The sequence below is a fragment of the Flavobacterium ardleyense genome (assembly GCF_042686085.1).
Taxonomy (GTDB): Bacteria; Bacteroidota; Bacteroidia; order Flavobacteriales; family Flavobacteriaceae; genus Flavobacterium; species Flavobacterium ardleyense.
The window spans coordinates 340936-362490 of sequence record NZ_JBHUOL010000018.1; the positions used below are offsets into that span (position 1 = coordinate 340936).

A 21555-nucleotide genomic window follows, 5' to 3' on the forward strand; every position below is an offset into this window, starting at 1 on the left:
ATTAATTATTATTTTAATAAATCCGCCACGTATGGCATGATAGCGATGTGACGAGCTCTTTTAACAGCTACAGACACTTTTCTTTGGTATTTTAAAGAAGTTCCTGTTAAACGTCTTGGTAAAATTTTACCTTGTTCGTTAACAAATTTCAATAAAAAGTCTGCGTCTTTATAATCGATATACTTGATACCTGATTTTTTGAAACGACAGTATTTTTTAGTTTTGTTTGTATCGATGTTTAAAGGCGTAAGATATCTGATATCTCCGTCTTTTTTACCTTTTGCAGATTGCTCTAGTGTAGACATGATTAGTTTGTTTTAGCTTTTAATTTAACTCTTCTTCTTTCAGCCCAAGAAATTGCATGTTTGTCTAAAGAAACAGTCAAGAAACGCATAATACGTTCGTCACGACGGAATTCAGTTTCAAATGCAATAATAATTTCAGCTGGCGCTTTAAATTCGAATAAGTGATAAAATCCACTTTTCTTGTGTTGAATTTCGTAAGCTAATTTTTTTAAGCCCCAATCTTCTTTCGATACCATCTCAGACCCTTTAGAAGTAAGAAAATCTTCAAACTTGCTTACTGTTTCCTTTACCTGTTGTTCAGATAAAACGGGATTCAAGATGAAAACAGTTTCATAATGATTCATAATCTTTATATTTATTGTTATACAATTTTGTGCAAAAGTAATGCTTATTTTTAAATAATCAATCTTTTATCTAATAATATTTCTATATCAAAGTTTGCCCAGTTAATATATTTGTTCTACTTTTATCTTTGAAAATTATAAGCACATGAAATTGAATTGTATCGTTGTAGATGATAGCGCTATTCAAAGGATTACGATCACCAAGTTAGTCAATGAATCCACCCTTTTAAACTTAATAGGGGACTTTGCCAATGCGTTAGAAGCCAAAAATTGTATTAACAACAATGCAATCGATTTGATATTTCTAGATGTCGAAATGCCTCTGATTAATGGATTTGACCTTTTAGATGGTTTAAAAACTAAACCTCAAATTATATTTATTACTTCGAAAGCTGATTATGCCGTAAAAGCATTTGATTATCAAGCAACGGATTTCTTACAAAAACCTATATCTAAAGAACGTTTTAATAAAGCGGTCAAGAAAGCTGCAGAATTGCATGCGCTTCGTTATGAAAATCACGAGGATCAAGGCGAAAGTATCGTAATTAAAAGTAATTTAAAGAAATTAAAAGTTTTTCTATCCAGAATTAAATGGGTTGAAGCTTTTGGTGATTACATTAAAGTCGTTACTGATGATGAAAGTCACTTGGTATTATCCACTATGAAAAGTTTTGAACAAGAATTACCTGCTGCAAAATTCATCAGGGTTCACAAATCATATATCATCAATTTAGACCGCGTTGAGAAATTCAACAGTAAGTTTGCCGAAATTGGAAATACTAAAATCCCGTTAAGCAGAAATAAAAAAGACGATATTGTGAAAGCAATTGAAAACTCCTAATAAACATCTACATTTATAGTAACTCGAATAGAACGATACTGCGGAATAGCTTCAAAACTATTTCGCATTTTTGTTATAATAGCTTTTGTGTTTCCTAAATGCGCGGTTGTTGGAATCTTAATCATAATCGTACGAATGTATTCATTTCGAATACGATTAATGGCTGGTTCTTCTGGACCTAATACAGGAATTGGTAAACTTTGCACCAATACATTATAAAACCAAAGCGAACCTTCTTTCAAACGATCGAAGTCGCGATGTTTTAAAGTGAGCTTTATCAATCGGAAGAATGGTGGGTATTTAAAATTCTTACGTTCGTAAATCTGCTCCTTATACATACCTAAATAATCGTTACTTAAAACTTGTTGAATAGTATTGTGATAAGGATTATAAGTTTGAATCAGAACTTTACCTTGTTTCTCAGAGCGTCCTGCCCTACCCGATACTTGCATTATCATTTGAAAGGCACGTTCATAAGCTCTAAAGTTGGGCTGATTTAATAAATTATCGGCATTTAGAATTCCAACCATTGTTACGTTATCAAAATCCAACCCCTTTGCTAACATCTGTGTTCCAACTAAAACATCGATTTCTCTATTTTTAAAGGAATCGATGATTTTTTCGAAACCAAACTTACCTCTTGTGGTGTCTTGATCCATTCTTCCAATATTCTTATCGGGATAAATAGCTTTCAACTCCATTTCAATTTGTTCCGTTCCAAAACCTTTAGTCGTTAAATCTACAGATTGACAAGTGTGACAATGCGTAGGGTTTGCAATGGAATAACCGCAATAATGACAACGCAATTGATTTTTGAATTTATAATACGTCAAACTTACATCGCAACTTGGACAATGCGGCACGTGACCACAAGTAACGCACTCAACATATGGCGAAAATCCTCTTCGGTTTTGAAAAAGGATAACTTGTTCGCCATTTGCAATAGTTTCGGTAATTCCTTCCAATAAAACATCCGAAAAATGTCCGGTCATTTTCTTTCTGAAATATTTATCTTTAATATCGATTAGCTCTATTTCAGGCAACACTACATTTCCATACCGAATATTTAATTCGGTTAAACCGTACTTTTTTGATTGTACATTATAATAGGTTTCCAAACTTGGCGTAGCACTTCCTAATAAGACTTTTGCTTTGTGCTGTCTTGCTAAAACAATTGCTGCATCTCTAGCGTGATATCTTGGAGCTGGATCGGTTTGCTTATAAGTTTGCTCGTGCTCTTCGTCAACAATAATACATCCTAAATTTGAAAACGGAAGAAACAAGGCGCTTCGAACACCAATTACTACTTTTGCTTTGGGCGAATTTTCCAATACCTGATTCCAAACTTCAATTCGTTCGTTGTTTGTATATTTCGAATGAAAAACAGCTACTTCATTTCCAAAATAAGCAGTCAAACGTTGTACTAATTGCGTAGTTAAAGCGATTTCCGGCAATAAAAATAATACTTGTTTTCCAGCCTGAATATATTCTTCCAAGAGTTTGATGTAAATTTCAGTTTTACCCGAAGCGGTAACTCCATGTAATAAACTGACATCAAATTCTTCTAAATTGGTTTTTATACTGTCGAAAGCATTTTGCTGCGCTTCGCTTAAAGTAAACTGACTATTTTCTTCCTTTTCGAAAGCTACGCGGTCTTTTACCAAATAATATTCTTCGAAAATAGCTTTATCAACCAATGATTTTACAATAGTTGCAGAACATCCAGAAAGTTCGACTAATTTTTTAAGCGAAATAGGTCCTTTTTCTTTGGCTTGCAGTTGGAAATAATGTAAAACTAATTCGCGTTGCTTTTTGGCATTGGACAATAACACTAATAATTCAGCCAGTTTATCTTGTTGCAAAAATTCGTCTTGCAGTTTAATATATCGTACTAATTTTGGTTTGTATTGTTCCGAAATTTCTTCTTCTAAAACCAAAGCGCCTTTCGCTAAAAGTTTATTGATGACAGGAAAAACTGTTTTCTTTCCTAAAATTTTAATTACTTCTTGAATTGTAATCGATGACTGACTTTTTAAAGCTTCGAGAATTAGATATTCATCATCTTTAAGCTCTTCATTTGGAATGTCGTGATTTTGCTTTGCCGAAATAATAGTTTCACTTTCCAATATATATCCGGAAGGCAATGCGCTTCTAAAAACTTCGCCAAGCGAACACATATAGTAAGAAGCAATCCATTTCCAATGTTCAATTTGAAATAGATTAATTACCGGTTTATCATCTAAAATCTGATGAATTTCCTTAGCCTGATATAATTGTGGTGGTGTATTATTTTTATCTAAAACTAAAGCGGTGTAAATTTTAGTTTTACCAAAAGGTACAGCCACTCGCATTCCGATTTGAATGTAATTAAACTCTGCTTCTGAAACCTGGTAAGTGAAGGTTTTAGCAACTGCTAGTGGTAATACAACTTCTATAAAATACAACATAGAACAAATATAGTTTGAAAAAACAGAATAGAAAAAACAGAAGTAGAAAAAGACAAATTATAGTATAAAAAAAGCGTCCTTAAAAAGAACGCTTTCGTATTATTTGATGTTTAAGAAAATTATTTCCCTAACATTTTTCCTTTTAGACCTTTGTCAGCAGGTTTATCGCATAACCAAATTCCAAATAAAGCTTTTTTGAAATCGTGGCCTTCAATCGTACCTTTTTTAACGCCATTTTTGTATATAACTACTCCTTCTTCTGGAACGTTTACAAACACAAATGAATCTCCTTTTTTAATTTCCTCTTTGAAGAAACTTTTGAATCTATCGATTTTTGTTTTTAAAGATGCAGTATTTTTGTTTGTAGCATTTTCAAATCCTTCATTTACCGCAGAAATCATTTTATCAGAACTAATCATTCCTGAAACAATATTTAATTTTATTGCCGCAGCTTCTTTGCTGTCCATAATTTCTTTTGCATTTGAACTCTTCTTTGGCAAATACAAAGCACCCACATACATGTCCATCCAGAATTTCTCTCTTGTTCCTGCTCCATTTAAAACTAAATTTTGCTCTTCTAAAGTTAATTTAGCATCAACTTTTACTCCCGCAACAGTTTCTTGCGCATTAACCGAAAAAGTGGTCGCAATAAGCAGTAAAAATGTAATAACTTGTTTTTTCATAATAATACGTTTTTAATTTTGTTAAATATATAAATTTTTTCTTTTCAATTTTGAAATAGTTGCATTAAGTTCGAAACCTAATAACAAAACCATGCAATTAATCCATATATAAAACATTAATACAAGAAGTGTACCAATTGATCCGTACAATTCGTTGTATCGCGCAAACTTTTCTACATATATTCCAAAAATATAAGAAGATATTATTATTAAAATTGTGGTGAAAACCGCGCCATAACTAATGAAAGAAATCTTAGAGGTTTCTTTTGCACCAAATTTATAAAGAATCGAAGTTGTAATTAAAATCATTAAAATAATAAATCCATACCTACTCCATTCAATTAGTGAAACGTTAGTAACATAAACATAAATATTGATTTTTTGAATCACAACCTCTGCAATTACGATCGCCACTACAGTAATAATCAAAATAAAAGACAAAACTAAAGAAATCGCTAATGAGACAAGGTATTGCCTAAAAAAAGTCCGTGTTATTGTAATATGAGTTGACATTTCAAATCCACCTAAAATCGCATTAATTCCGTTCGTCATCAATAAAATGGATAAAATAAAACCCGAAGAAAGTAATCCTTGGTGACTAGTTTCCATAATATCTTTCACGATAGCTTCAATAGCATAATAGGTATTTGGAGGAACGCCGTTATCTATAAAATGAAGAAAGTCTTCTTGAAAATTTTCTAAAGGAATAAAAGGAATTAAGTTTAATATAAATAAAGCGAAAGGAAACAATGCCATGAAGAAACTAAACGCAATGGAACTTGCTCTGTACGAGAAAGCGCCTTTAAAAATTCCCAAAACATACATTTCTAAAATATCATACAACGATAAACCTTGTAAAGAGCTAAATTTAATTCCCTTTACAAATTTTACCAATTGTTTGACAACAGGGATTTTATTTAGCTTAAACTCAATTTCTTCGGACATGAATTAGATCGCTTTTAAACTTAAGTCCATATTATATACTGAATGTGTTAATGCCCCAGATGAAATATAATCAACGCCACATTCCGCATAATTACGAATTGTTTTTTCGTTGATGTTACCCGATGATTCGGTTAGACTTTGATTACCAATTACAGCTACTGCTTTTTTAGTAGTTTCAAAATCGAAATTATCCAAGAGAATTCGGTAAACTCCACCACTATTTAGAATTTGTTGTACTTCATCTAAATCTCTAGCCTCTACAATAATCTTCAAATCTTTATTATTGTCCGATAAATATTGTTTAGTCTTAGCAATTGCTTGCGGAATTCCACCTGCGAAATCAATGTGATTGTCTTTCAACATAATCATATCATACAAAGCGAATCGGTGATTTTCTCCTCCTCCAATTTTAACTGCCCATTTTTCAATAGCACGAATTCCTGGAGTTGTTTTTCTTGTATCTAAAATTTTAGCTGATGTTCCTTCGATTAAATCTACAAATAATTTCGTTTTAGTTGCGATAGCGCTCATTCTTTGCATCGCATTTAACACCAAACGTTCGGCTTTTAAAATGGATTGTGAACTTCCTGAAACGTGAAAAACGATGTCACTATATTTCACAGCTTCACCATCATTAATAAAGGTTTCGACAACCATGTTCTCATCCACATAATTAAAAATCATTTTGGCAAATTCTACTCCGGCTATAATTCCTTCATCTTTAACCAATAATTTTGCTTTTCCTTGCGCTGTTGCTGGGATACAAGCTAACGAACTATGATCGCCATCTCCTACATCTTCTCTAATTGCATTACTAATAATTAGTGCTAACTCTTTTTGAAATTGTGCTTCTGAAATCATGATATAATAATTGAATGGCTAATGTAATAATTCCTTAATTCTTATGAAAGTTTAATTTAGTAAAAACAAAAAACTCTCAGGTAAAAATCTGAGAGTTTCTTTATGTGTAAACTTAAATCTTATTAAGATAAAGCTGCTTTAACTTGGTCTGCCGCTTCTTGGAATTGTACAGCTGATAAAATTGGCATTCCAGAATTATCGATTAATTCTTTAGCAATTTCAGCGTTTGTTCCTTGTAAACGAACAATAATAGGCACTTTAATTGAGTCACCCATGTTTTTATATGCATCAACAACACCTTGAGCTACACGGTCACAACGAACGATACCTCCAAAAATGTTAATCAAAATAGCTTTTACAGCAGGATCTTTTAAGATGATTCTAAAAGCAGTTTCAACACGCTTTGCGTCTGCAGTTCCACCAACGTCTAAGAAGTTAGCTGGTTCAAAACCTGCATATTTAATTAAATCCATAGTTGCCATAGCTAAACCAGCACCGTTAACCATACAGCCAACTGTACCGTCAAGGTCAACATAGTTCAATCCTACTTCTTTAGCTTCTACTTCAATTGGATTTTCTTCTCTAATATCACGCATTGCAGCATATTTCGGCTGTCTGAATAAAGAGTTATCATCGATATTTACTTTAGCATCAACCGCTAAAATTTTATTGTCTGAAGTTTTTAATACTGGATTGATTTCAAACATTGAAGCATCACAACCAATGTAAGCATTGTATAATGAATCAATAAATTTAACCATTTCTTTAAAAGCATTCCCAGAAAGACCAAAATTGAAAGCAATTTTTCTAGCTTGGAAACCTTGTAAACCTACAGCAGGATCAATTTCCTCTGTAAAGATTAAATGTGGTGTATTTTCTGCTACTTCTTCAATATCCATTCCACCTTCAGTAGAATACATAATCATATTACGACCTGTAGCTCTATTTAATAAAACAGATACATAAAATTCAGAAACCTCAGTTTCACCAGGATAATAAACGTCTTCGGCAACTAAAACTGTGCTTACCTTTTTACCTTCTGGTGGTGTTTGTGGCGTAATTAATTGCATTCCGATGATTTGTCCAGCGATCTCAGAAACTTGGTCTAAATTCTTAGCCAACTTAACGCCTCCACCTTTTCCTCTTCCACCTGCGTGAACTTGTGCTTTAATAACGTACCAACTAGTACCTGTTTCAGCAGTTAATTGTTCTGCAGCTGCAACAGCTTCAGCTGGATTGTTAGCTACAATACCACGTTGTATGCGTACTCCATAACTAGCTAAAATTTCTTTCCCTTGATATTCGTGTATGTCCATAATTGTTATGCGTTTATCTTATTTTAAAAAGTGCCACAAAAATAGCAAAGTAATTTTGAACTCGCTAACTTTTTACTGTTTAATTTGGGAATTTGATATACACGGCTCTTTTAATTTCGGAAATCAAAAAATAACAATTGTTATATTTTAAACATTATGTTATATTTTGTTAATAATCGTTATAAAATTTCAGGATATAAAAATCTGAACTAGTTTTGCTGAAAATAAAAATCATGAAACAAGAAGCTTTATTGCAGTTAGCAAATGAATTTGGAAACCCGTTATATGTCTATGATGCAGAAAAAATTGCATCCCAATACGAACGCTTAACAAAAGCTTTTAATAAAGTGGAAAAATTCAAGATACATTACGCGGTTAAGGCTTTGTCTAATGTTTCGATTTTAAACTATTTAAAAAGTTTAGGTGCCGGATTAGATACGGTTTCTATTCAGGAAGTGCAACTTGGATTATTTGCAGGGTTTGACCCAAATGACATCATATATACACCAAACGGAGTTTCGCTGGAAGAAATTGAAGCAGTTGCGCAATTAGGCGTTCAAATAAATATTGATAATTTATCGATTTTGGAACAATTTGGAACAAAACACCCAACAATTCCAGTTTGTATCCGAATAAATCCGCACGTGATGGCTGGAGGAAATGCTAATATTTCTGTCGGACATATTGATAGTAAATTCGGGATTTCAATTCACCAGTTGCCGCATCTTTTAAGAATTATAGAAAATACTAAAATGCATATCAACGGCATTCATATGCATACGGGTTCAGATATTTTAGATGTTGAAGTGTTTTTATATGCAGCTGAAATCTTATTTGAAACCGCTAAACATTTCAAGGAATTAGACTTTATTGATTTTGGAAGTGGCTTTAAAGTGCCTTACAAAAAAGGCGATATTGAAACGGATGTAGAAGAATTCGGGAAGAAATTAACCAAACGTTTCTTAGCTTTTGAGAAAGAATACGGTCGCGAATTGACTTTAGCTTTTGAACCAGGGAAATTTTTAGTCAGTGAAGCAGGTTATTTCTTGGCGAAAGTAAATGTTGTGAAACAAACAACTTCAACTGTTTTTGCAGGAATTGATTCGGGTTTTAATCATTTAATTCGTCCGATGTTATATGGTGCGCAACATCATATTGAGAATATTTCGAATCCAAAAGGAAAAGAGCGTTACTATTCTGTAGTGGGATATATTTGTGAAACAGACACGTTTGCTACCAACAGAAGAATTTCAGAAATACACGAAGGTGATATTTTATGTTTCAAAAATGCCGGAGCTTATTGCTTTTCAATGGCTTCTAACTATAATTCCAGATTAAAACCAGCCGAAGTATTGTGGAAAGATGGAAAAGGCCATTTAATAAGAGAACAGGAAACTTTTGAGTGTATTTTGAAAAATCAGATTTTAATTGAAGCTTAGGATTTTGATTACTGAGATTCCGAAACGAGTTCGGAATGACAAGATTGACGATAAAAGATGAGGATAAAAATACTACGCATTTGTCAAGCTAAACTCGTTTCAGTTTCTCTTTGATTTATCTTCACGATATGGATTCCGAAATGAGTTCGGATGACAAGATTGAGATAAAGGTTTATGATAAAAATACTACGCATTTGTCAAGCTGAACTCGTTTCAGCTTCTCTGTGATTAGTTTATCCGATGTGGATTCCGAAACGAGTTCGGAATGACAAGATTGCGATTACAATAATCTCACCAATAATAAATAGATTAAAATAAAAAAGCATCAAATTGAGATGATTTGATGCTTTTTTTAATTTTTTATTATTCTAAAACTTCTAATAAAACATTACCATTTGAACTGTTTGGCATTGTTATTTTTAGCATTTGAGTTATCGTTGGTGCTATCTGCGTAATTTCTTTCTTAGCGTTTGTGGATCCTTTTTTAATGTTCCATCCGTAGAATAATAACGGAACGTGAGTGTCATAAGAATAAGGCGAACCGTGCGTTGTACCAGTAGAATAATATTCAACATAACCTGGTTTAAAAAGCATTATCAATTCTCCATTTTGTGTTGGATCATATCCTTTTGCAATAAAATCAATGTAATAATCACTTCTACTTCCGAAAATAATTTCTTCTTCGGTATAAACCCGTTTAATATAATCTTGTTTCAATAAATAATCCTTGAAAACTTGTTTAACATCTTGTAAATTCAAACCTTTTGATTTGATTTTAGTTTTATCAAAAAACACATTAAAATTCGAATAATCTAATAATAAATTATCGACATAAGTAGCTTCAGAAAAGATTTTTAATTCTTTTTCTATGTTTTTATAATTGATGTTGTCTACTTTATATTTATTATCTTTCATATAAGTAACATTCTCAGCTCCAGCATGATCCGCCGTTAAAAACACCAAGTAATTTCCTTTCCCAACTTTCTTATCTAAATAAGTTAAGAAATCGGCAATGGTTTCATCTAAACGTAAATATGTATCTTGCAATTCAATAGATCGCGGCCCTAAAACGTGTCCAATATAGTCCGTTGATGAAAAACTAAGTGCTAAAAAGTCTGTAATATTATCTTGACCTAAATTTTCGCTTTCAATCGCTTTTTTAGCAAAATCAACTAATAAATTATTTCCGAAAGGAGTTGAACGTAATATTCCTGCATCATTTGCATCGTACATATCTTTCAAATTGTAAGGCATAAATGGTGCTTTTTTATACAATTTACCTTCGTAAGGATTATTGTCCGTTAAGCTTTCGTTATATGTTTCTTTTGGTTTTAATAAATCCCAATTCTTGTTTACATATTTCATGTAATTTTTTTCCGCATTGAATTTGGTTGCCCACTCTGGCAATTTCTCACCATAATACGTACTTGAAATAAATGAACCTGTTTTACTGTACCAAAAAGCCCAATCTGCAAAATGTCCGGCTGGTAAAATCGCACCTCTATCTTTTATACTAATTCCAATTACTTTCCCTTTGAAGTTTGTCGATAACTTTAATTCATCAGTAATTGTTGAACTTTGTAAGTTTCTAGGCGACATTTTTCCTTCTTTAACTGAATCATCACCAAGTGTCGAAACCGTTGCATCATCTGTACAATAAACTTCAGTTCCAGTAGCTTTATTGAACCATTCGTTTCCAACAATTCCATGAACTGCTGGCGTTGTTCCGGTATAAATAGAAGCATGACCTGGTGCTGTATAAGTTGGCATATAAGTGTAATGCGTATTCAAAAAGGCATAACCATCATTCATTAAACGTTTGAAACCGTTTTCGGAAAAGTCATTAGAAAATCTATTCAGGTATTCCATTTTCATTTGGTCCACTACGATTCCTACTACTAATTTTGGTTTGTCTTGTGCAAAATTTGCTGTTGCAATTAATGATACAATCAGTAAAAATGTTTTTTTCATCTTGAAATTATATTTAATACAAAAATAGGCTTTAGAATCGAGGACTATGTTAAGAAAATGAAAACATCTAAAAACCTTCTCTAAGTTTTGGGATGGTTTGAAAAGAGCTATTTGGTTACTTCTTCAACAATATCATAACAAAACACAAAATCTTTGAAATACACATACAATTGAGGTTTGTTTCCTTTGTCAGTGCGCGTCATAAAAGAAATTTTCACCGCTTCGCCAAATTGATTTTTACACAAGTAAGAATTAATCTCATCCACTTTTGTAACTTCTTTCTCTAAATATTCAACAATTTTATAATGTTGAATTTCTCTTGAATATATTACGATTTTATTTTTATCATAGTCTAAAGTGACCATCATAGCAGTTTTTTCTGGTTTTCCCCATTTTCCCCAAACGTCTTTTTTATCTTTTTCCAAAACAGTTAAAGAAGTGGTTCTGAAGCGAAATTGTTGGGCATAACTTGAAAATGAAGTTATGAATAAGAAAAATAATAGGTATTTTAAAAATTTCATGTGTTGTGTTGTATTAAAATTCAAAAGTAGCAAACTCTTTTCTGGCAAAGTTAAATTCAGTAATTATTGCATCAACAATCGTTTCTACAGGTAAGATATCGTGAATTAGTCCGGCTATTTGACCTATTTCTAATTCACCCTCAACTAAATCGCCTTCAAACATGCCTCGTTTTGCTCTACGCTTTCCTAATAATTCGTTTAAATCTTCTTTTGATGGACATTTGGTATACAAATCTTGCACATCATTATAGAATTTATTTTTTATCAACCGCACAGGAGCCAATTCTTTCAGCGTCAACTGAGTGTCGCCTTCTCCGGTTTCGATAATTGTTCTTTTAAAAGCATCGTGAGCCGAACTTTCTGTTGAAGCAGCAAACCTACTTCCCATTTGAACACCGTCTGCTCCTAAAGTCATAGCAGCTAACATTCCTCTGCCAGTAGCGATTCCTCCTGCAGCAATTAACGGAATTGAGATTTGCTCTCTAACCATAGGGATTAACGTTAAGGTAGTAGTTTCTTCTCTTCCATTGTGTCCACCAGCTTCAAAACCTTCGGCCACAACAGCGTCAACTCCTGCATCTTGTGCTTTTAGTGCAAATTTTGAACTACTTACTACATGAACAACTGTGATCCCATTTTCTTTTAAAAAAGGTGTCCAAGTCTTAGGGTTTCCTGCCGACGTGAAAACAATTTTAACGCCTTCCTCCTTTAGGATTTGCATTATTTCTTCAATATTAGGATACAACATGGGAACGTTTACACCAAAAGGCTTATCAGTTGCTTTTTTACATTTTTGAATGTGCTCACGTAAAACTTCTGGATACATCGAACCGGCCCCAATTAGTCCTAATCCTCCAGCATTACTAACAGCACTCGCTAATTTATAACCACTGTTCCAAATCATTCCACCTTGGATAATTGGATATTTAATATTGAAAAGTTGGGTAATTTTATTCATTATTTTGTATTCTTTTTTAAAAAATAGCTGTTGTTTAAATTTATAAGCACAAGTTATAAATTTATTCCGAAAAACAGCACCTTATTACGCAATAACGCCACTTCCTAACACTTCATCATCATGATGCCAAGCAACAAACTGTCCTTCAGTTATTGCGGATTGCGGGTTTTCAAAAACCACATACATTCCAGTTTTAAATTGATGCAAGAATGCTTTTTGCAAAGGTTGGCGGTACCGTATTCTAGCCATAACTTCTAACTGCTCTCCTTCTTTCAACGCTAAATCTTCGCGAATCCAATGTACTTCATCGTTAGCAATAAATAAGGCTTTTTTAAATAATCCCGGATGATTACTTCCTTGACCTGTGTAAATGATATTTTTATCAACGTCAGTTTCAATGATAAATAAAGGTTCTTTCGTTCCTCCAACATTTAAACCTTTGCGTTGTCCTTTTGTAAAATAATGAGCACCTTGATGTTTACCAACAACTTTTCCAGGCACTTGTAAATAGTTAATACGTTGTGCTTCATAAGCAAATGCATCCTCTTCCGATTCAAACGCTGGTATTTCTTGAGCATAAACATTTGCTTCCGCTGGAATTTCAACGATAATTCCTTCTTTTGGTTGTAGTTTTTGCTGTAAAAATTCAGGCAAGCGCACTTTTCCGATGAAACAAAGTCCTTGTGAATCTTTCTTTTCGGCAGTAATTAAATCTAATTTTGTCGCTATTTCACGAACTTCCGGCTTAGTTAATTCACCAATAGGAAAAAGTGCTTTTGTCAATTGACCTTGCGATAACTGACATAAAAAATAAGATTGGTCTTTGTTATCGTCTTTCCCAGCTAGCAGTTGAAAAACTTCTTTACCCTCTTTCTCGATAATTCCCTTTCTACAATAGTGTCCGGTTGCCACATAATCAGCACCTAATGACAATGCGATTTTCATGAAAACTTCAAATTTGATTTCTCTATTGCACAATACATCTGGATTTGGCGTTCTTCCTTTTTCATACTCGCTGAACATATAGTCCACGATTTTCTCTTTATATTGTTCTGATAAATCTACTGTTTGAAAAGGTATTCCTAACTTTTCAGCCACTAAAAGCGCATCATTACTATCTTCTAACCAAGGGCATTCATTTGAAATGGTAACCGAATCATCATGCCAGTTTTTCATAAAAAGACCAATTACTTCATAGCCTTGTTCTTTTAATAAATAAGCAACAACACTAGAATCTACACCACCTGAAAGTCCAACTACAACTCTTTTCATTTTTTTGAAATATATTTTTAAACCGCAAACAAGCTCATTTTATTTTGAATTGGTAAAATTACTTACTAATTCATACCTCTATTTTCCTTCTTCTTGTTCTTTTTTAAGTTGCTCAAATGTTTTTGAAACTTTCTCCGCACTTCTTTGCTCGTACTTAATTAACTCTTGACTGAATTTATTTGCTTTAACTTCTTTAACAACCTTGTTGTTTTCGTAGAATTTCCAATTCCCAACACGTTTTCCGTTTACATAATTACCTTCGTACAGCTTATTTCCATTACCATCATAATAAGAAGCTATTCCTTGATAATTACCATTCTTATATATGTGTTCTTCGATTGGCTTTCCTTTGTCTGAAAAGGTTTTTGAAGTTCCTTCTTTTACGCCGGCTTTATAATTCGTGTCTTCTGCAACTGTTCCATTATTATAATAGACCTTTCTGTTACCTTCTAATTTTCCGTTTTTATACAATTCAATTGACATTAATTGCTCAGATTCATAATGATAATACTTCCATGTTCCCTCAGCAACTTTGTTTACCAACTTACCTTCACTTACTTTATTTCCTTTCTGATCATAAAAAATAGCGTAACATGAACCGTCATTCTTTGAAAAATCTCTTGTGGCAATAACTGTAGCCGCTTTTGTATCATCAAAATACTTAAAAATACCAGTTTCTTTACCATGGTTAAAGTTTCCTTCGTAGCGCGCACGATTAGATTTTTCGTGAACCCCTTTCCAAACCCCATGGCGATTTCCCTTTTCATCCATTTGATTGATTTTATCTTGACTAAAACCGGCAAAAGACCACAAAACCAAAAGCAATAAGATACTATATTTCATTTTTTATATATTGTTTAATTTTTATTACTATCTAATTATAAACAACTTAACAAAATTCAATGTTTGTTTTTTATCCGAGTTAAACAAAAACTAAATGTCAGTTAAATTGTAAGTGTAACCATTTTAATACTTTTTTATCTGTTTAATCTTTTATACATTTGTTTAAACAAAAAAATAATTACTATGAAAAACTATGCAAAATTAATCAAATTAACATTACTAGTTGTAACAAGTTCGTTAATGTTTTCATGTTCTGATGACGATGATGCGACACAAGTTGAAAACAACTCAATTTCTGCTGTTGCTTCAAGAGCTTCAAACTTATCAATTCTTGTGAGTGCACTTGAAAAAACTGACTTGGTTTCTACTTTAGATCAACCAGGACCTTACACAGTATTCGCTCCTACTAATGCAGCTTTTACAGCATTTTTAACTGCTAATGGATATGATAATCTTGATGCTGTACCAACTCCTGCTTTAAAAGAAATTTTATTAAACCATGTTGTAAGTGGTTCTAATTTATCTACAAGCCTTACTACTGGATATATCAAAACGCTTGCCAAAGGAGCCGCTTCATCAACAAATACATTAAGTATGTTTGTTAATACTGAATCTGGTGTTCGTTTGAATGGTGTTTCAAGTGTTGCTACTGCAGATATTGTTGCTACAAATGGAGTTATTCATATTGTAGATGCGGTAATTGGCTTACCAACTGTTGTTACCCACGCTGCAGCAAATCCAAATTTCAGTACTTTAGTAACGCTATTATCTGATCAAGATTTAGTAGGAACTTTAAATGGAACTTCTGGTTCTCCTTTTACAGTATTTGCTCCTATCAACTCTGCTTTTGACGCTGCAACATTAGCATTATATGGGACATATAGCAATGAAAACAAAACTGCTGTATTAACATATCACGTTGTTGCAGGTGTAAATGTTTTATCAACAGGAATTCCAACTACACCGATTGAGACATTTCAAGGTCAAACGATTTCTATCGCGGGAACAGTGATTACAGATCAAACTGATAGAACTACAGATATTGTAGCAGTAGATGTACAAGCTTCTAATGGAGTGGTTCACGCTATCAACAAAGTATTATTACCTGCTCTATAAAAGTATTTAAAAAGTTAAGACTAAAACGCTTTCATTACGAAAGCGTTTTTTTTATTTCCCTAATTCTACAGCTCTTTTATTTGCAGCATCAATACCTTTTAGAATATTATCTTGAATATTATTATTTTTAAAAACAGCTAAAGCAGCTTCAGTTGTTCCACCTTTTGATGCTACTTTTTCAATCCATTCTTCATTAGAAAACTTACTTCTATTTTGCAATTGTACAGATCCTGCAAAAGTTTGACTCACTAAAAACTCAGCTTCTGACAAAGAAAATCCCAATTTTATAGCTGCATTAATCATTGCTTGCATAAAATAGAAAACATAAGCAGGACCACTTCCTGAAACGGCTGTTGCAGCATTCAACATTTCTTCTCGCTCCACAAAAATAGATTTACCTGTTGTATTGATTAAATTTTGCACGATGAATAATTCTTTTCGATCTACAGCATTCGAAGCACAAAAAACAGTCATTCCTTCTCCAATTTGTGTTGGAATGTTTGGCATCGAACGTACTATTTTCTGAATTCCTAACGCATTTTGCATGCCTTCGACTGAAATTCCAGCCATAACTGATAAGATCACGTGCTCCGATTTTAAAAAAGGTTTAATAGCAATCGCTAATTGCTGAAAATCTTGTGGTTTTACAGCTAATATTAAAATATCTGATTCGAAAAATTTGGCTACCGGAATAGTAAATACATTTTCCTTATCGATTCCAAACCGGCTCTGTTTCTGAATTTCAGTTCGGTTTAGGATAAAAATATCGGATGCATTTACAAATCCTGAACTAATAAAACTCTTGGCATACGTTTGCCCCATATTACCAAATCCTATAATAGCTATTCTCATAATTAAATAAAAAAAGAAACCCTGTCATGAAGTTGACAGGGTTAGATATATTTTAAATTACTTTTTCTTTTGTTGCGTTTTTTGCTCTTCAGCTTGCTCCATCATTTCACGCATTTTCTTTTGGAATTTGCTTTCCTTTTTCTCTTTTGTTTTGTTCTCTTGAATCTTCGCGTGAATTTTATCGTCTTTCACAATGTAATTCTTGATTACCAACATAATTCCAATAGTAATTAAGTTAGAAACAAAATAGTACAAACTCAACCCTGATGCATAGTTGTTAAAGAAGAATAACATCATAACAGGCGAAATGTAAATCATAATTTTCATGATTTTACCCATATCTGGCATACCTTCTTGTGGTGGTGCGCTCATTGCCTGATCTCCAGTTGTCATTCTCATATAAAAGAAAATAGCAACAGAAGCTAATATTGGGAATAAACTCACGTGATTTCCATAAAATGGAATAGTGAAAGGCAATTGGTAAATGGCATCGTATGAAGATAAATCTTCTGCCCAAAGGAATGATTTTTGTCTCAAATCAAACATAGATGGGAAGAACTGGAACAAGGCATAGAAAATTGGCATTTGCATTAAAGCCGGTAAACATCCCGCCATAGGATTTACGCCTGCTTTAGAATACAATTTCATTGTTTCTTGTTGTTTCTTCATCGGATTATCCTTGAATTTCTCATTCAATTCAGCAATTTCCGGTCGAAGTACTTTCATTTTTGCCTGAGACAAGTATGATTTATATGTTACTGGCGACATTACAAGACGTACCAAAATTGTAAACAATACAATTGAAATTCCGTAACCAATTCCTAAACCAGAAATAAATCCGAAAACAGGAATAAAAATATAACGGTTAATCCATCCAAAAATACCCCAACCTAATGGCATAATTTCGTCAAGATTTCTTTTATAATCATTCAATGTTTTATAATCCGAAGGACCGTAGTACCAATTCATATTATAATTCAATGCACCATTCTTAAATTCTAATGGCAACTGAGCTACGAAGTTTTTCGTGTAAACAGTGTCAATCTTTTCATCTTTTACTAAGTTGAAAGATTTTACTTTAGCTGTTGCGAATTTAGTATCGGTTAATAAGATAGAAGTGAATAAGTGTTGTTTAAAAGCTACATAAGTCAAATCTTTTACATCATCTTCAGAATCTTTTTGTGCATTTAAATAATCATCTTTACCATCTTCATATTCGAAAACTAATTCCGTATAACGATTTTCATAAGAGATACTTTTCTCGTTTCTGAATGTTTTAAGTTGCCATTCTAAATCCAAAGGTTTTGAAGTGTTAACTACTTTTTCTAATCCTTGAGAACGAATTGCAAAATCTAACATATATTCGTTAGGTTTTAAAACGTAACGATATTCTAAAAATTGGTCTGGACCTGCTTTTAATTGCATCGTCAAAACTTGATTTTCGCCTTCTTTCGTTAATTTAGGTTCAAAAAACATTTCTTTAGTTTGCAACGTTCTGTTGTCCGTTGTGTTTAAAGTAATGTTTAAGGAAGCATTATTGTCTTTGATTAACTGAACCGCTTTTTTAGAATTTTTCTCAAATTGCTCGAATCCTAAAACAGTAGCTTCTACAATATAACCACCTTTATTCGAAATTTTAAGTGATAAAAGTTCGTTTTTAATTTCAGTAACCGCATCTGTAGCAGATGGAAGCGTTGCAGAATAACCAAACGAACCTAATGCCGCTTGTTTAACTGCAGTTTCAGTAGAGTCAGCAACTGGTGCAGCAACAATTGTTGATGTAACTGTTTTTACTTCTTTTTCTTTATTTTCAACTTGTTCTTTTTTCGCCTTTTCTTGTAATTCTTCTTTCGTTGGTGCGTTTGAATATAACATCCAAATCAAAATACCTGAAATCAATACAAATCCGATAATCGAATTAAGGTCTAATTTTTTTTGTTCCATCTACTTATTAGTGTTCAGTGTTCAGTTTAAATGAACAATTATTTATTCTTATGTTGCACAGCTGCCGCTACAAAACTCACAAACAATGGGTGTGGATTGGCTACTGTACTTTTATATTCGGGATGGTATTGCACTCCTATGAAAAATGGATGTGATGGAATTTCAATAATTTCCACCAATTTAGTATCTGGATTTACTCCCGAAGCTACTAAACCTGCTTTTTCCAATTCGTTTAAATACGCACCATTGAATTCGTAACGGTGACGGTGACGTTCCATAATTTCTGTTTTACCATAGATTTTATGAGCCAACGTATTTTCTTTAATTGTACATTTCCATGCGCCTAAACGCATAGTTCCTCCTTTATTTTCAACATCTTTTTGACCTTCCATTAAATTAATAACGGGATGTTTTGTTGCGTCATTCATTTCTGTTGAATTAGCATCCGCATAACCTAACACATTACGAGCAAATTCTATAACTGCCATTTGCATTCCTAAACAAATTCCTAAAAAAGGAATGTTATTTTCTCTTGCATAGCGAACTGTATCAATTTTTCCTTCGATTCCTCTGCCTCCAAAACCTGGTGCAACAAGAATACCATCTAAATTTTTCAATTGCTCAGCCGCTGAATCTGCATCAATAAATTCAGAGTGAACTGAAATTACATTTACTTTAGTTTCATTTGTAGCTCCTGCATGAATGAACGACTCAATGATTGATTTGTATGAATCTTGCAATTCTACATATTTACCAACCAAACCAATATTAACTTCGTGTTTCGGGTTCTTCAATTTGTGCAAGAACTCATTCCATTGCTTTAAATCGGGCGTATTTTTTTCAGATAAACCTAATTTTTTTAAAGCAACTTTATCTAATCCTTCTTGCAACATTAAATTTGGAACGTCGTAAATTGTTGAAGCATCAATAGATTGAATTACTGCTTCTTTCTTTACATTTGAAAACAAAGCTAATTTCTGACGAATTTCATCTGATAATTCGTGCTCTGTTCTACATACTAATATATCCGCTTTAATTCCGCTTTCCATTAAGGTTTTTACGGAATGTTGCGTTGGTTTTGTTTTCAATTCTCCGGCAGCAGCCAAATACGGCACTAATGTTAAATGAATACAAATTCCGTTTTGTTCTCCTAATTCCCACAATAATTGACGAACTGATTCGATATAAGGTAATGATTCAATATCACCAACTGTTCCACCAATTTCAGTAATTACAATATCAAACTCACCACTTTGACCTAACAACTGCATGCGTTGTTTGATTTCATTAGTAATATGAGGTACAACTTGAACCGTTTTTCCTAAGAATTCTCCTCTACGTTCTTTTTCTATAACTGAAAGATAAACTCTTCCTGTTGTTACATTATTAGCTTGTGAAGTAGGAACATTTAAAAAACGCTCATAATGACCTAAGTCTAAATCCGTTTCTGCGCCATCATCAGTTACATAACATTCTCCGTGTTCATAAGGATTTAAAGTTCCTGGATCTACGTTGATATATGGGTCAAACTTTTGAATGGTTGTTCTGTATCCTCTGGCTTGCAATAATTTAGCTAACGAAGCTGCGATAATCCCTTTTCCTAAGGAAGAAGTCACACCACCAGTAACAAAAATATACTTAGTTTGGTTCATTGTGTTGTTGTTTGTTGTGTTGTATTATTGTTGAGACAAGACGTAACTTGTCTGTACTAAAATCGTGCAAAGATAGGTTATAATATTAGAATTCAGAAATTAGAGTTCAGAAATTTCACGTTCTAATAAATTATTGATTTTGAATAAATAACAAGGCAAAAAGTTATTTTTTTGGGAAATTTCTACGAATATTTCGTACTAATTCTTCTAATCCATTTAATTTAAGTTCATAAACTAATTTCAATTGTTCGCCTAATTGTCCTTTTGGGAAACCTTTATTAGAGTACCAAACCACATAATATTCAGGAAGATCAATAAGATGATAACCTTCATATTTGCCAAAAGGCATTTTTGTATGTGCTAATTTAATGAGAAGTTCTTTTTGTTGGTCCAAAATTATGTTGTTAAAACAAGTTCGTAAAATGAAAATATGAAATATAATACACTTAATAATATATCAGAAAGCAATATTTTTCTATAATTGGTTATCGTTACCATGAAGTTGATTCCAATTCGCGAAAACAATTGCACTAAGAAAAATAAAAACAGTTTTATACTATAACTATTGTAATGTAATGCTTCTTCGAAATTAAATCTTAAAATTTCTAAAAAAGCTCTTGATAACCCTCTGCTTTTACAATAAGCTAATGGCAATCCTTCACAAGATGAAGCTATACTTACTGGAAGATATTGAAGCAAAAAAGAATAAAAAAAGATAAATATAATAATCAATGCGAAAATTATATTTATCCTTTTATATGACAGAATAGCGTAACTCAAATGGTTATTCACTATAATTTATTTTTAACTATTCAGCTTGAATAGAGTCATTCCAAGTGATGGTGTCATTTTCAACTTCAATAGAGTCTTCTGATCTTTCAACTTCTACTTTTAAAGAATCAAAAGCTTTACCTATTTCATCTTTATTTGCCATAATAGCAGTACCGATAGTACCAGCAACAATAAGCATCCAAATGATTACAAATAAGGTTGCAACAATTCCTAAAATTAATCCTGCAACTGGCATTGCTTGAGGTGCATTTCCTTTTTTAGCTTGAGATAATCCTATTGCTCCAAAAACAATTGCTAAAACTCCAAAAACTATTGCAATTAATCCGAAACAAGGAATAAATGCAGCGATCACAGCTACAATACCTAATACTAATGCCGTAGTCCCCATTGCTTGTCCAGCAGTTGATTTGAAAGAATTATTTTCCATTTTTCTTATTATTTTTAAATTTTAAC

At 32.6% G+C, this 21555-nt stretch carries 20 protein-coding genes; 3 read left to right on the plus strand and 17 right to left on the minus strand.

The features are described 5' to 3' along the window. Positions 1-8: 8 nt before the first annotated feature. Together rpsR and rpsF are read right to left on the minus strand one after the other, a co-directional pair. Positions 9-305, minus strand: coding sequence for a 30S ribosomal protein S18 (gene rpsR / locus ACFSX9_RS11545; protein ID WP_322550557.1), 297 nt, complete (start codon positions 303-305; stop codon positions 9-11). A gap of 2 nt (positions 306-307) precedes the next feature. Continuing rightward, complete coding sequence (rpsF, locus tag ACFSX9_RS11550; RefSeq protein ID WP_379807803.1) at positions 308-649, minus strand: 30S ribosomal protein S6; 342 nt, start codon at positions 647-649, stop codon at positions 308-310. 145 nt (positions 650-794) lie between these two features. Between rpsF and ACFSX9_RS11555 the strand changes: the two genes are divergently transcribed. Continuing rightward, on the plus strand, positions 795-1490 hold the full coding sequence (locus tag ACFSX9_RS11555) for a LytR/AlgR family response regulator transcription factor (RefSeq protein WP_379807805.1): 696 nt from the start codon (positions 795-797) through the stop codon (positions 1488-1490). Here ACFSX9_RS11555 and priA read toward each other — a convergent pair. The 5 genes from priA to sucC form a co-directional block, all read right to left on the minus strand. Beyond that, on the minus strand, positions 1487-3937 hold the full coding sequence (gene priA / locus ACFSX9_RS11560; RefSeq protein WP_379807807.1) for a replication restart helicase PriA: 2451 nt from the start codon (positions 3935-3937) through the stop codon (positions 1487-1489). The two genes, ACFSX9_RS11555 and priA, sit on opposite strands and share 4 nt — an antisense overlap. Positions 3938-4056: 119 nt before the next feature. Continuing rightward, the gene (locus ACFSX9_RS11565) at positions 4057-4620 is read right to left on the minus strand and encodes a chalcone isomerase family protein (RefSeq protein ID WP_379807809.1); all 564 of its coding nucleotides are present in this window, start codon (positions 4618-4620) and stop codon (positions 4057-4059) included. Between the two features lie 21 nt (positions 4621-4641). Then, the gene (locus tag ACFSX9_RS11570) at positions 4642-5565 is read right to left on the minus strand and encodes a YihY/virulence factor BrkB family protein (RefSeq protein ID WP_379807811.1); all 924 of its coding nucleotides are present in this window, start codon (positions 5563-5565) and stop codon (positions 4642-4644) included. A 3-nt stretch (positions 5566-5568) separates the two neighbouring features. Next, positions 5569-6426 (minus strand): carboxylating nicotinate-nucleotide diphosphorylase, encoded by an 858-nt coding sequence (gene nadC / locus ACFSX9_RS11575; RefSeq protein WP_379807814.1) that lies wholly within the window; start codon positions 6424-6426, stop codon positions 5569-5571. A gap of 122 nt (positions 6427-6548) precedes the next feature. Further along, the gene (sucC, locus tag ACFSX9_RS11580; protein ID WP_379807816.1) at positions 6549-7742 is read right to left on the minus strand and encodes an ADP-forming succinate--CoA ligase subunit beta; all 1194 of its coding nucleotides are present in this window, start codon (positions 7740-7742) and stop codon (positions 6549-6551) included. Between the two features lie 233 nt (positions 7743-7975). On the opposite strand from sucC, the gene lysA reads away from it, so the two are divergent. Continuing rightward, positions 7976-9181: a diaminopimelate decarboxylase gene (lysA, locus tag ACFSX9_RS11585; RefSeq protein ID WP_379807818.1), complete on the plus strand. Its 1206-nt coding sequence runs from the start codon at positions 7976-7978 to the stop codon at positions 9179-9181. A 363-nt stretch (positions 9182-9544) separates the two neighbouring features. Here lysA and pafA read toward each other — a convergent pair whose 3' ends face one another. The 5 genes from pafA to ACFSX9_RS11610 form a co-directional block, all read right to left on the minus strand. Further along, the gene (pafA, locus tag ACFSX9_RS11590; protein WP_379807820.1) at positions 9545-11152 is read right to left on the minus strand and encodes an alkaline phosphatase PafA; all 1608 of its coding nucleotides are present in this window, start codon (positions 11150-11152) and stop codon (positions 9545-9547) included. A gap of 107 nt (positions 11153-11259) precedes the next feature. After that, entirely contained in the window at positions 11260-11673 is a 414-nt protein-coding gene (locus ACFSX9_RS11595) for a hypothetical protein (RefSeq protein ID WP_379807822.1), read from the minus strand. Between the two features lie 13 nt (positions 11674-11686). Next, positions 11687-12688, minus strand: coding sequence for an NAD(P)H-dependent flavin oxidoreductase (locus tag ACFSX9_RS11600; RefSeq protein ID WP_379808331.1), 1002 nt, complete (start codon positions 12686-12688; stop codon positions 11687-11689). A 27-nt stretch (positions 12689-12715) separates the two neighbouring features. Further along, on the minus strand, positions 12716-13903 hold the full coding sequence (gene mnmA, locus ACFSX9_RS11605) for a tRNA 2-thiouridine(34) synthase MnmA (protein ID WP_379807824.1): 1188 nt from the start codon (positions 13901-13903) through the stop codon (positions 12716-12718). A gap of 78 nt (positions 13904-13981) precedes the next feature. Continuing rightward, positions 13982-14746: a toxin-antitoxin system YwqK family antitoxin gene (locus ACFSX9_RS11610; protein ID WP_379807826.1), complete on the minus strand. Its 765-nt coding sequence runs from the start codon at positions 14744-14746 to the stop codon at positions 13982-13984. 183 nt (positions 14747-14929) lie between these two features. Between ACFSX9_RS11610 and ACFSX9_RS11615 the strand changes: the two genes are divergently transcribed. After that, positions 14930-15862 (plus strand): fasciclin domain-containing protein, encoded by a 933-nt coding sequence (locus ACFSX9_RS11615; protein WP_379807828.1) that lies wholly within the window; start codon positions 14930-14932, stop codon positions 15860-15862. A gap of 51 nt (positions 15863-15913) precedes the next feature. On the opposite strand, the gene proC is transcribed toward ACFSX9_RS11615, so the two are convergent. The 5 genes from proC to ACFSX9_RS11640 form a co-directional block, all read right to left on the minus strand. After that, positions 15914-16714 (minus strand): pyrroline-5-carboxylate reductase, encoded by an 801-nt coding sequence (gene proC / locus ACFSX9_RS11620; RefSeq protein WP_379807830.1) that lies wholly within the window; start codon positions 16712-16714, stop codon positions 15914-15916. A 57-nt stretch (positions 16715-16771) separates the two neighbouring features. Then, positions 16772-18658: a membrane protein insertase YidC gene (gene yidC, locus ACFSX9_RS11625; RefSeq protein WP_379807832.1), complete on the minus strand. Its 1887-nt coding sequence runs from the start codon at positions 18656-18658 to the stop codon at positions 16772-16774. Positions 18659-18696: 38 nt separating this feature from the next. Further along, entirely contained in the window at positions 18697-20310 is a 1614-nt protein-coding gene (locus tag ACFSX9_RS11630; RefSeq protein ID WP_379807834.1) for a CTP synthase, read from the minus strand. Positions 20311-20473: 163 nt separating this feature from the next. Continuing rightward, entirely contained in the window at positions 20474-20704 is a 231-nt protein-coding gene (locus tag ACFSX9_RS11635) for a DUF3820 family protein (protein ID WP_379807836.1), read from the minus strand. 414 nt (positions 20705-21118) lie between these two features. After that, positions 21119-21529, minus strand: coding sequence for a hypothetical protein (locus ACFSX9_RS11640; protein WP_379807838.1), 411 nt, complete (start codon positions 21527-21529; stop codon positions 21119-21121). Between the last annotated feature and the right edge of the window lie 26 nt (positions 21530-21555).

Bases quoted from the DNA above. Each gene is read 5' to 3' on its own strand.
- ACFSX9_RS11565 (WP_379807809.1), bottom strand. From the start codon at position 4,620: ATGAAAAAACAAGTTATTACATTTTTACTGCTTATTGCGACCACTTTT.
- sucC (WP_379807816.1), bottom strand. From the start codon at position 7,742: ATGGACATACACGAATATCAAGGGAAAGAAATTTTAGCTAGTTATGGA.
- yidC (WP_379807832.1), bottom strand. From the start codon at position 18,658: ATGGAACAAAAAAAATTAGACCTTAATTCGATTATCGGATTTGTATTG.
- ACFSX9_RS11640 (WP_379807838.1), bottom strand. From the start codon at position 21,529: ATGGAAAATAATTCTTTCAAATCAACTGCTGGACAAGCAATGGGGACT.
- ACFSX9_RS11595 (WP_379807822.1), bottom strand. From the start codon at position 11,673: ATGAAATTTTTAAAATACCTATTATTTTTCTTATTCATAACTTCATTT.
- mnmA (WP_379807824.1), bottom strand. From the start codon at position 13,903: ATGAAAAGAGTTGTAGTTGGACTTTCAGGTGGTGTAGATTCTAGTGTT.
- ACFSX9_RS11630 (WP_379807834.1), bottom strand. From the start codon at position 20,310: ATGAACCAAACTAAGTATATTTTTGTTACTGGTGGTGTGACTTCTTCC.
- ACFSX9_RS11555 (WP_379807805.1), top strand. From the start codon at position 795: ATGAAATTGAATTGTATCGTTGTAGATGATAGCGCTATTCAAAGGATT.
- ACFSX9_RS11615 (WP_379807828.1), top strand. From the start codon at position 14,930: ATGAAAAACTATGCAAAATTAATCAAATTAACATTACTAGTTGTAACA.
- ACFSX9_RS11570 (WP_379807811.1), bottom strand. From the start codon at position 5,565: ATGTCCGAAGAAATTGAGTTTAAGCTAAATAAAATCCCTGTTGTCAAA.
- pafA (WP_379807820.1), bottom strand. From the start codon at position 11,152: ATGAAAAAAACATTTTTACTGATTGTATCATTAATTGCAACAGCAAAT.
- priA (WP_379807807.1), bottom strand. From the start codon at position 3,937: ATGTTGTATTTTATAGAAGTTGTATTACCACTAGCAGTTGCTAAAACC.
- proC (WP_379807830.1), bottom strand. From the start codon at position 16,714: ATGAGAATAGCTATTATAGGATTTGGTAATATGGGGCAAACGTATGCC.
- lysA (WP_379807818.1), top strand. From the start codon at position 7,976: ATGAAACAAGAAGCTTTATTGCAGTTAGCAAATGAATTTGGAAACCCG.
- ACFSX9_RS11610 (WP_379807826.1), bottom strand. From the start codon at position 14,746: ATGAAATATAGTATCTTATTGCTTTTGGTTTTGTGGTCTTTTGCCGGT.
- rpsF (WP_379807803.1), bottom strand. From the start codon at position 649: ATGAATCATTATGAAACTGTTTTCATCTTGAATCCCGTTTTATCTGAA.
- nadC (WP_379807814.1), bottom strand. From the start codon at position 6,426: ATGATTTCAGAAGCACAATTTCAAAAAGAGTTAGCACTAATTATTAGT.
- rpsR (WP_322550557.1), bottom strand. From the start codon at position 305: ATGTCTACACTAGAGCAATCTGCAAAAGGTAAAAAAGACGGAGATATC.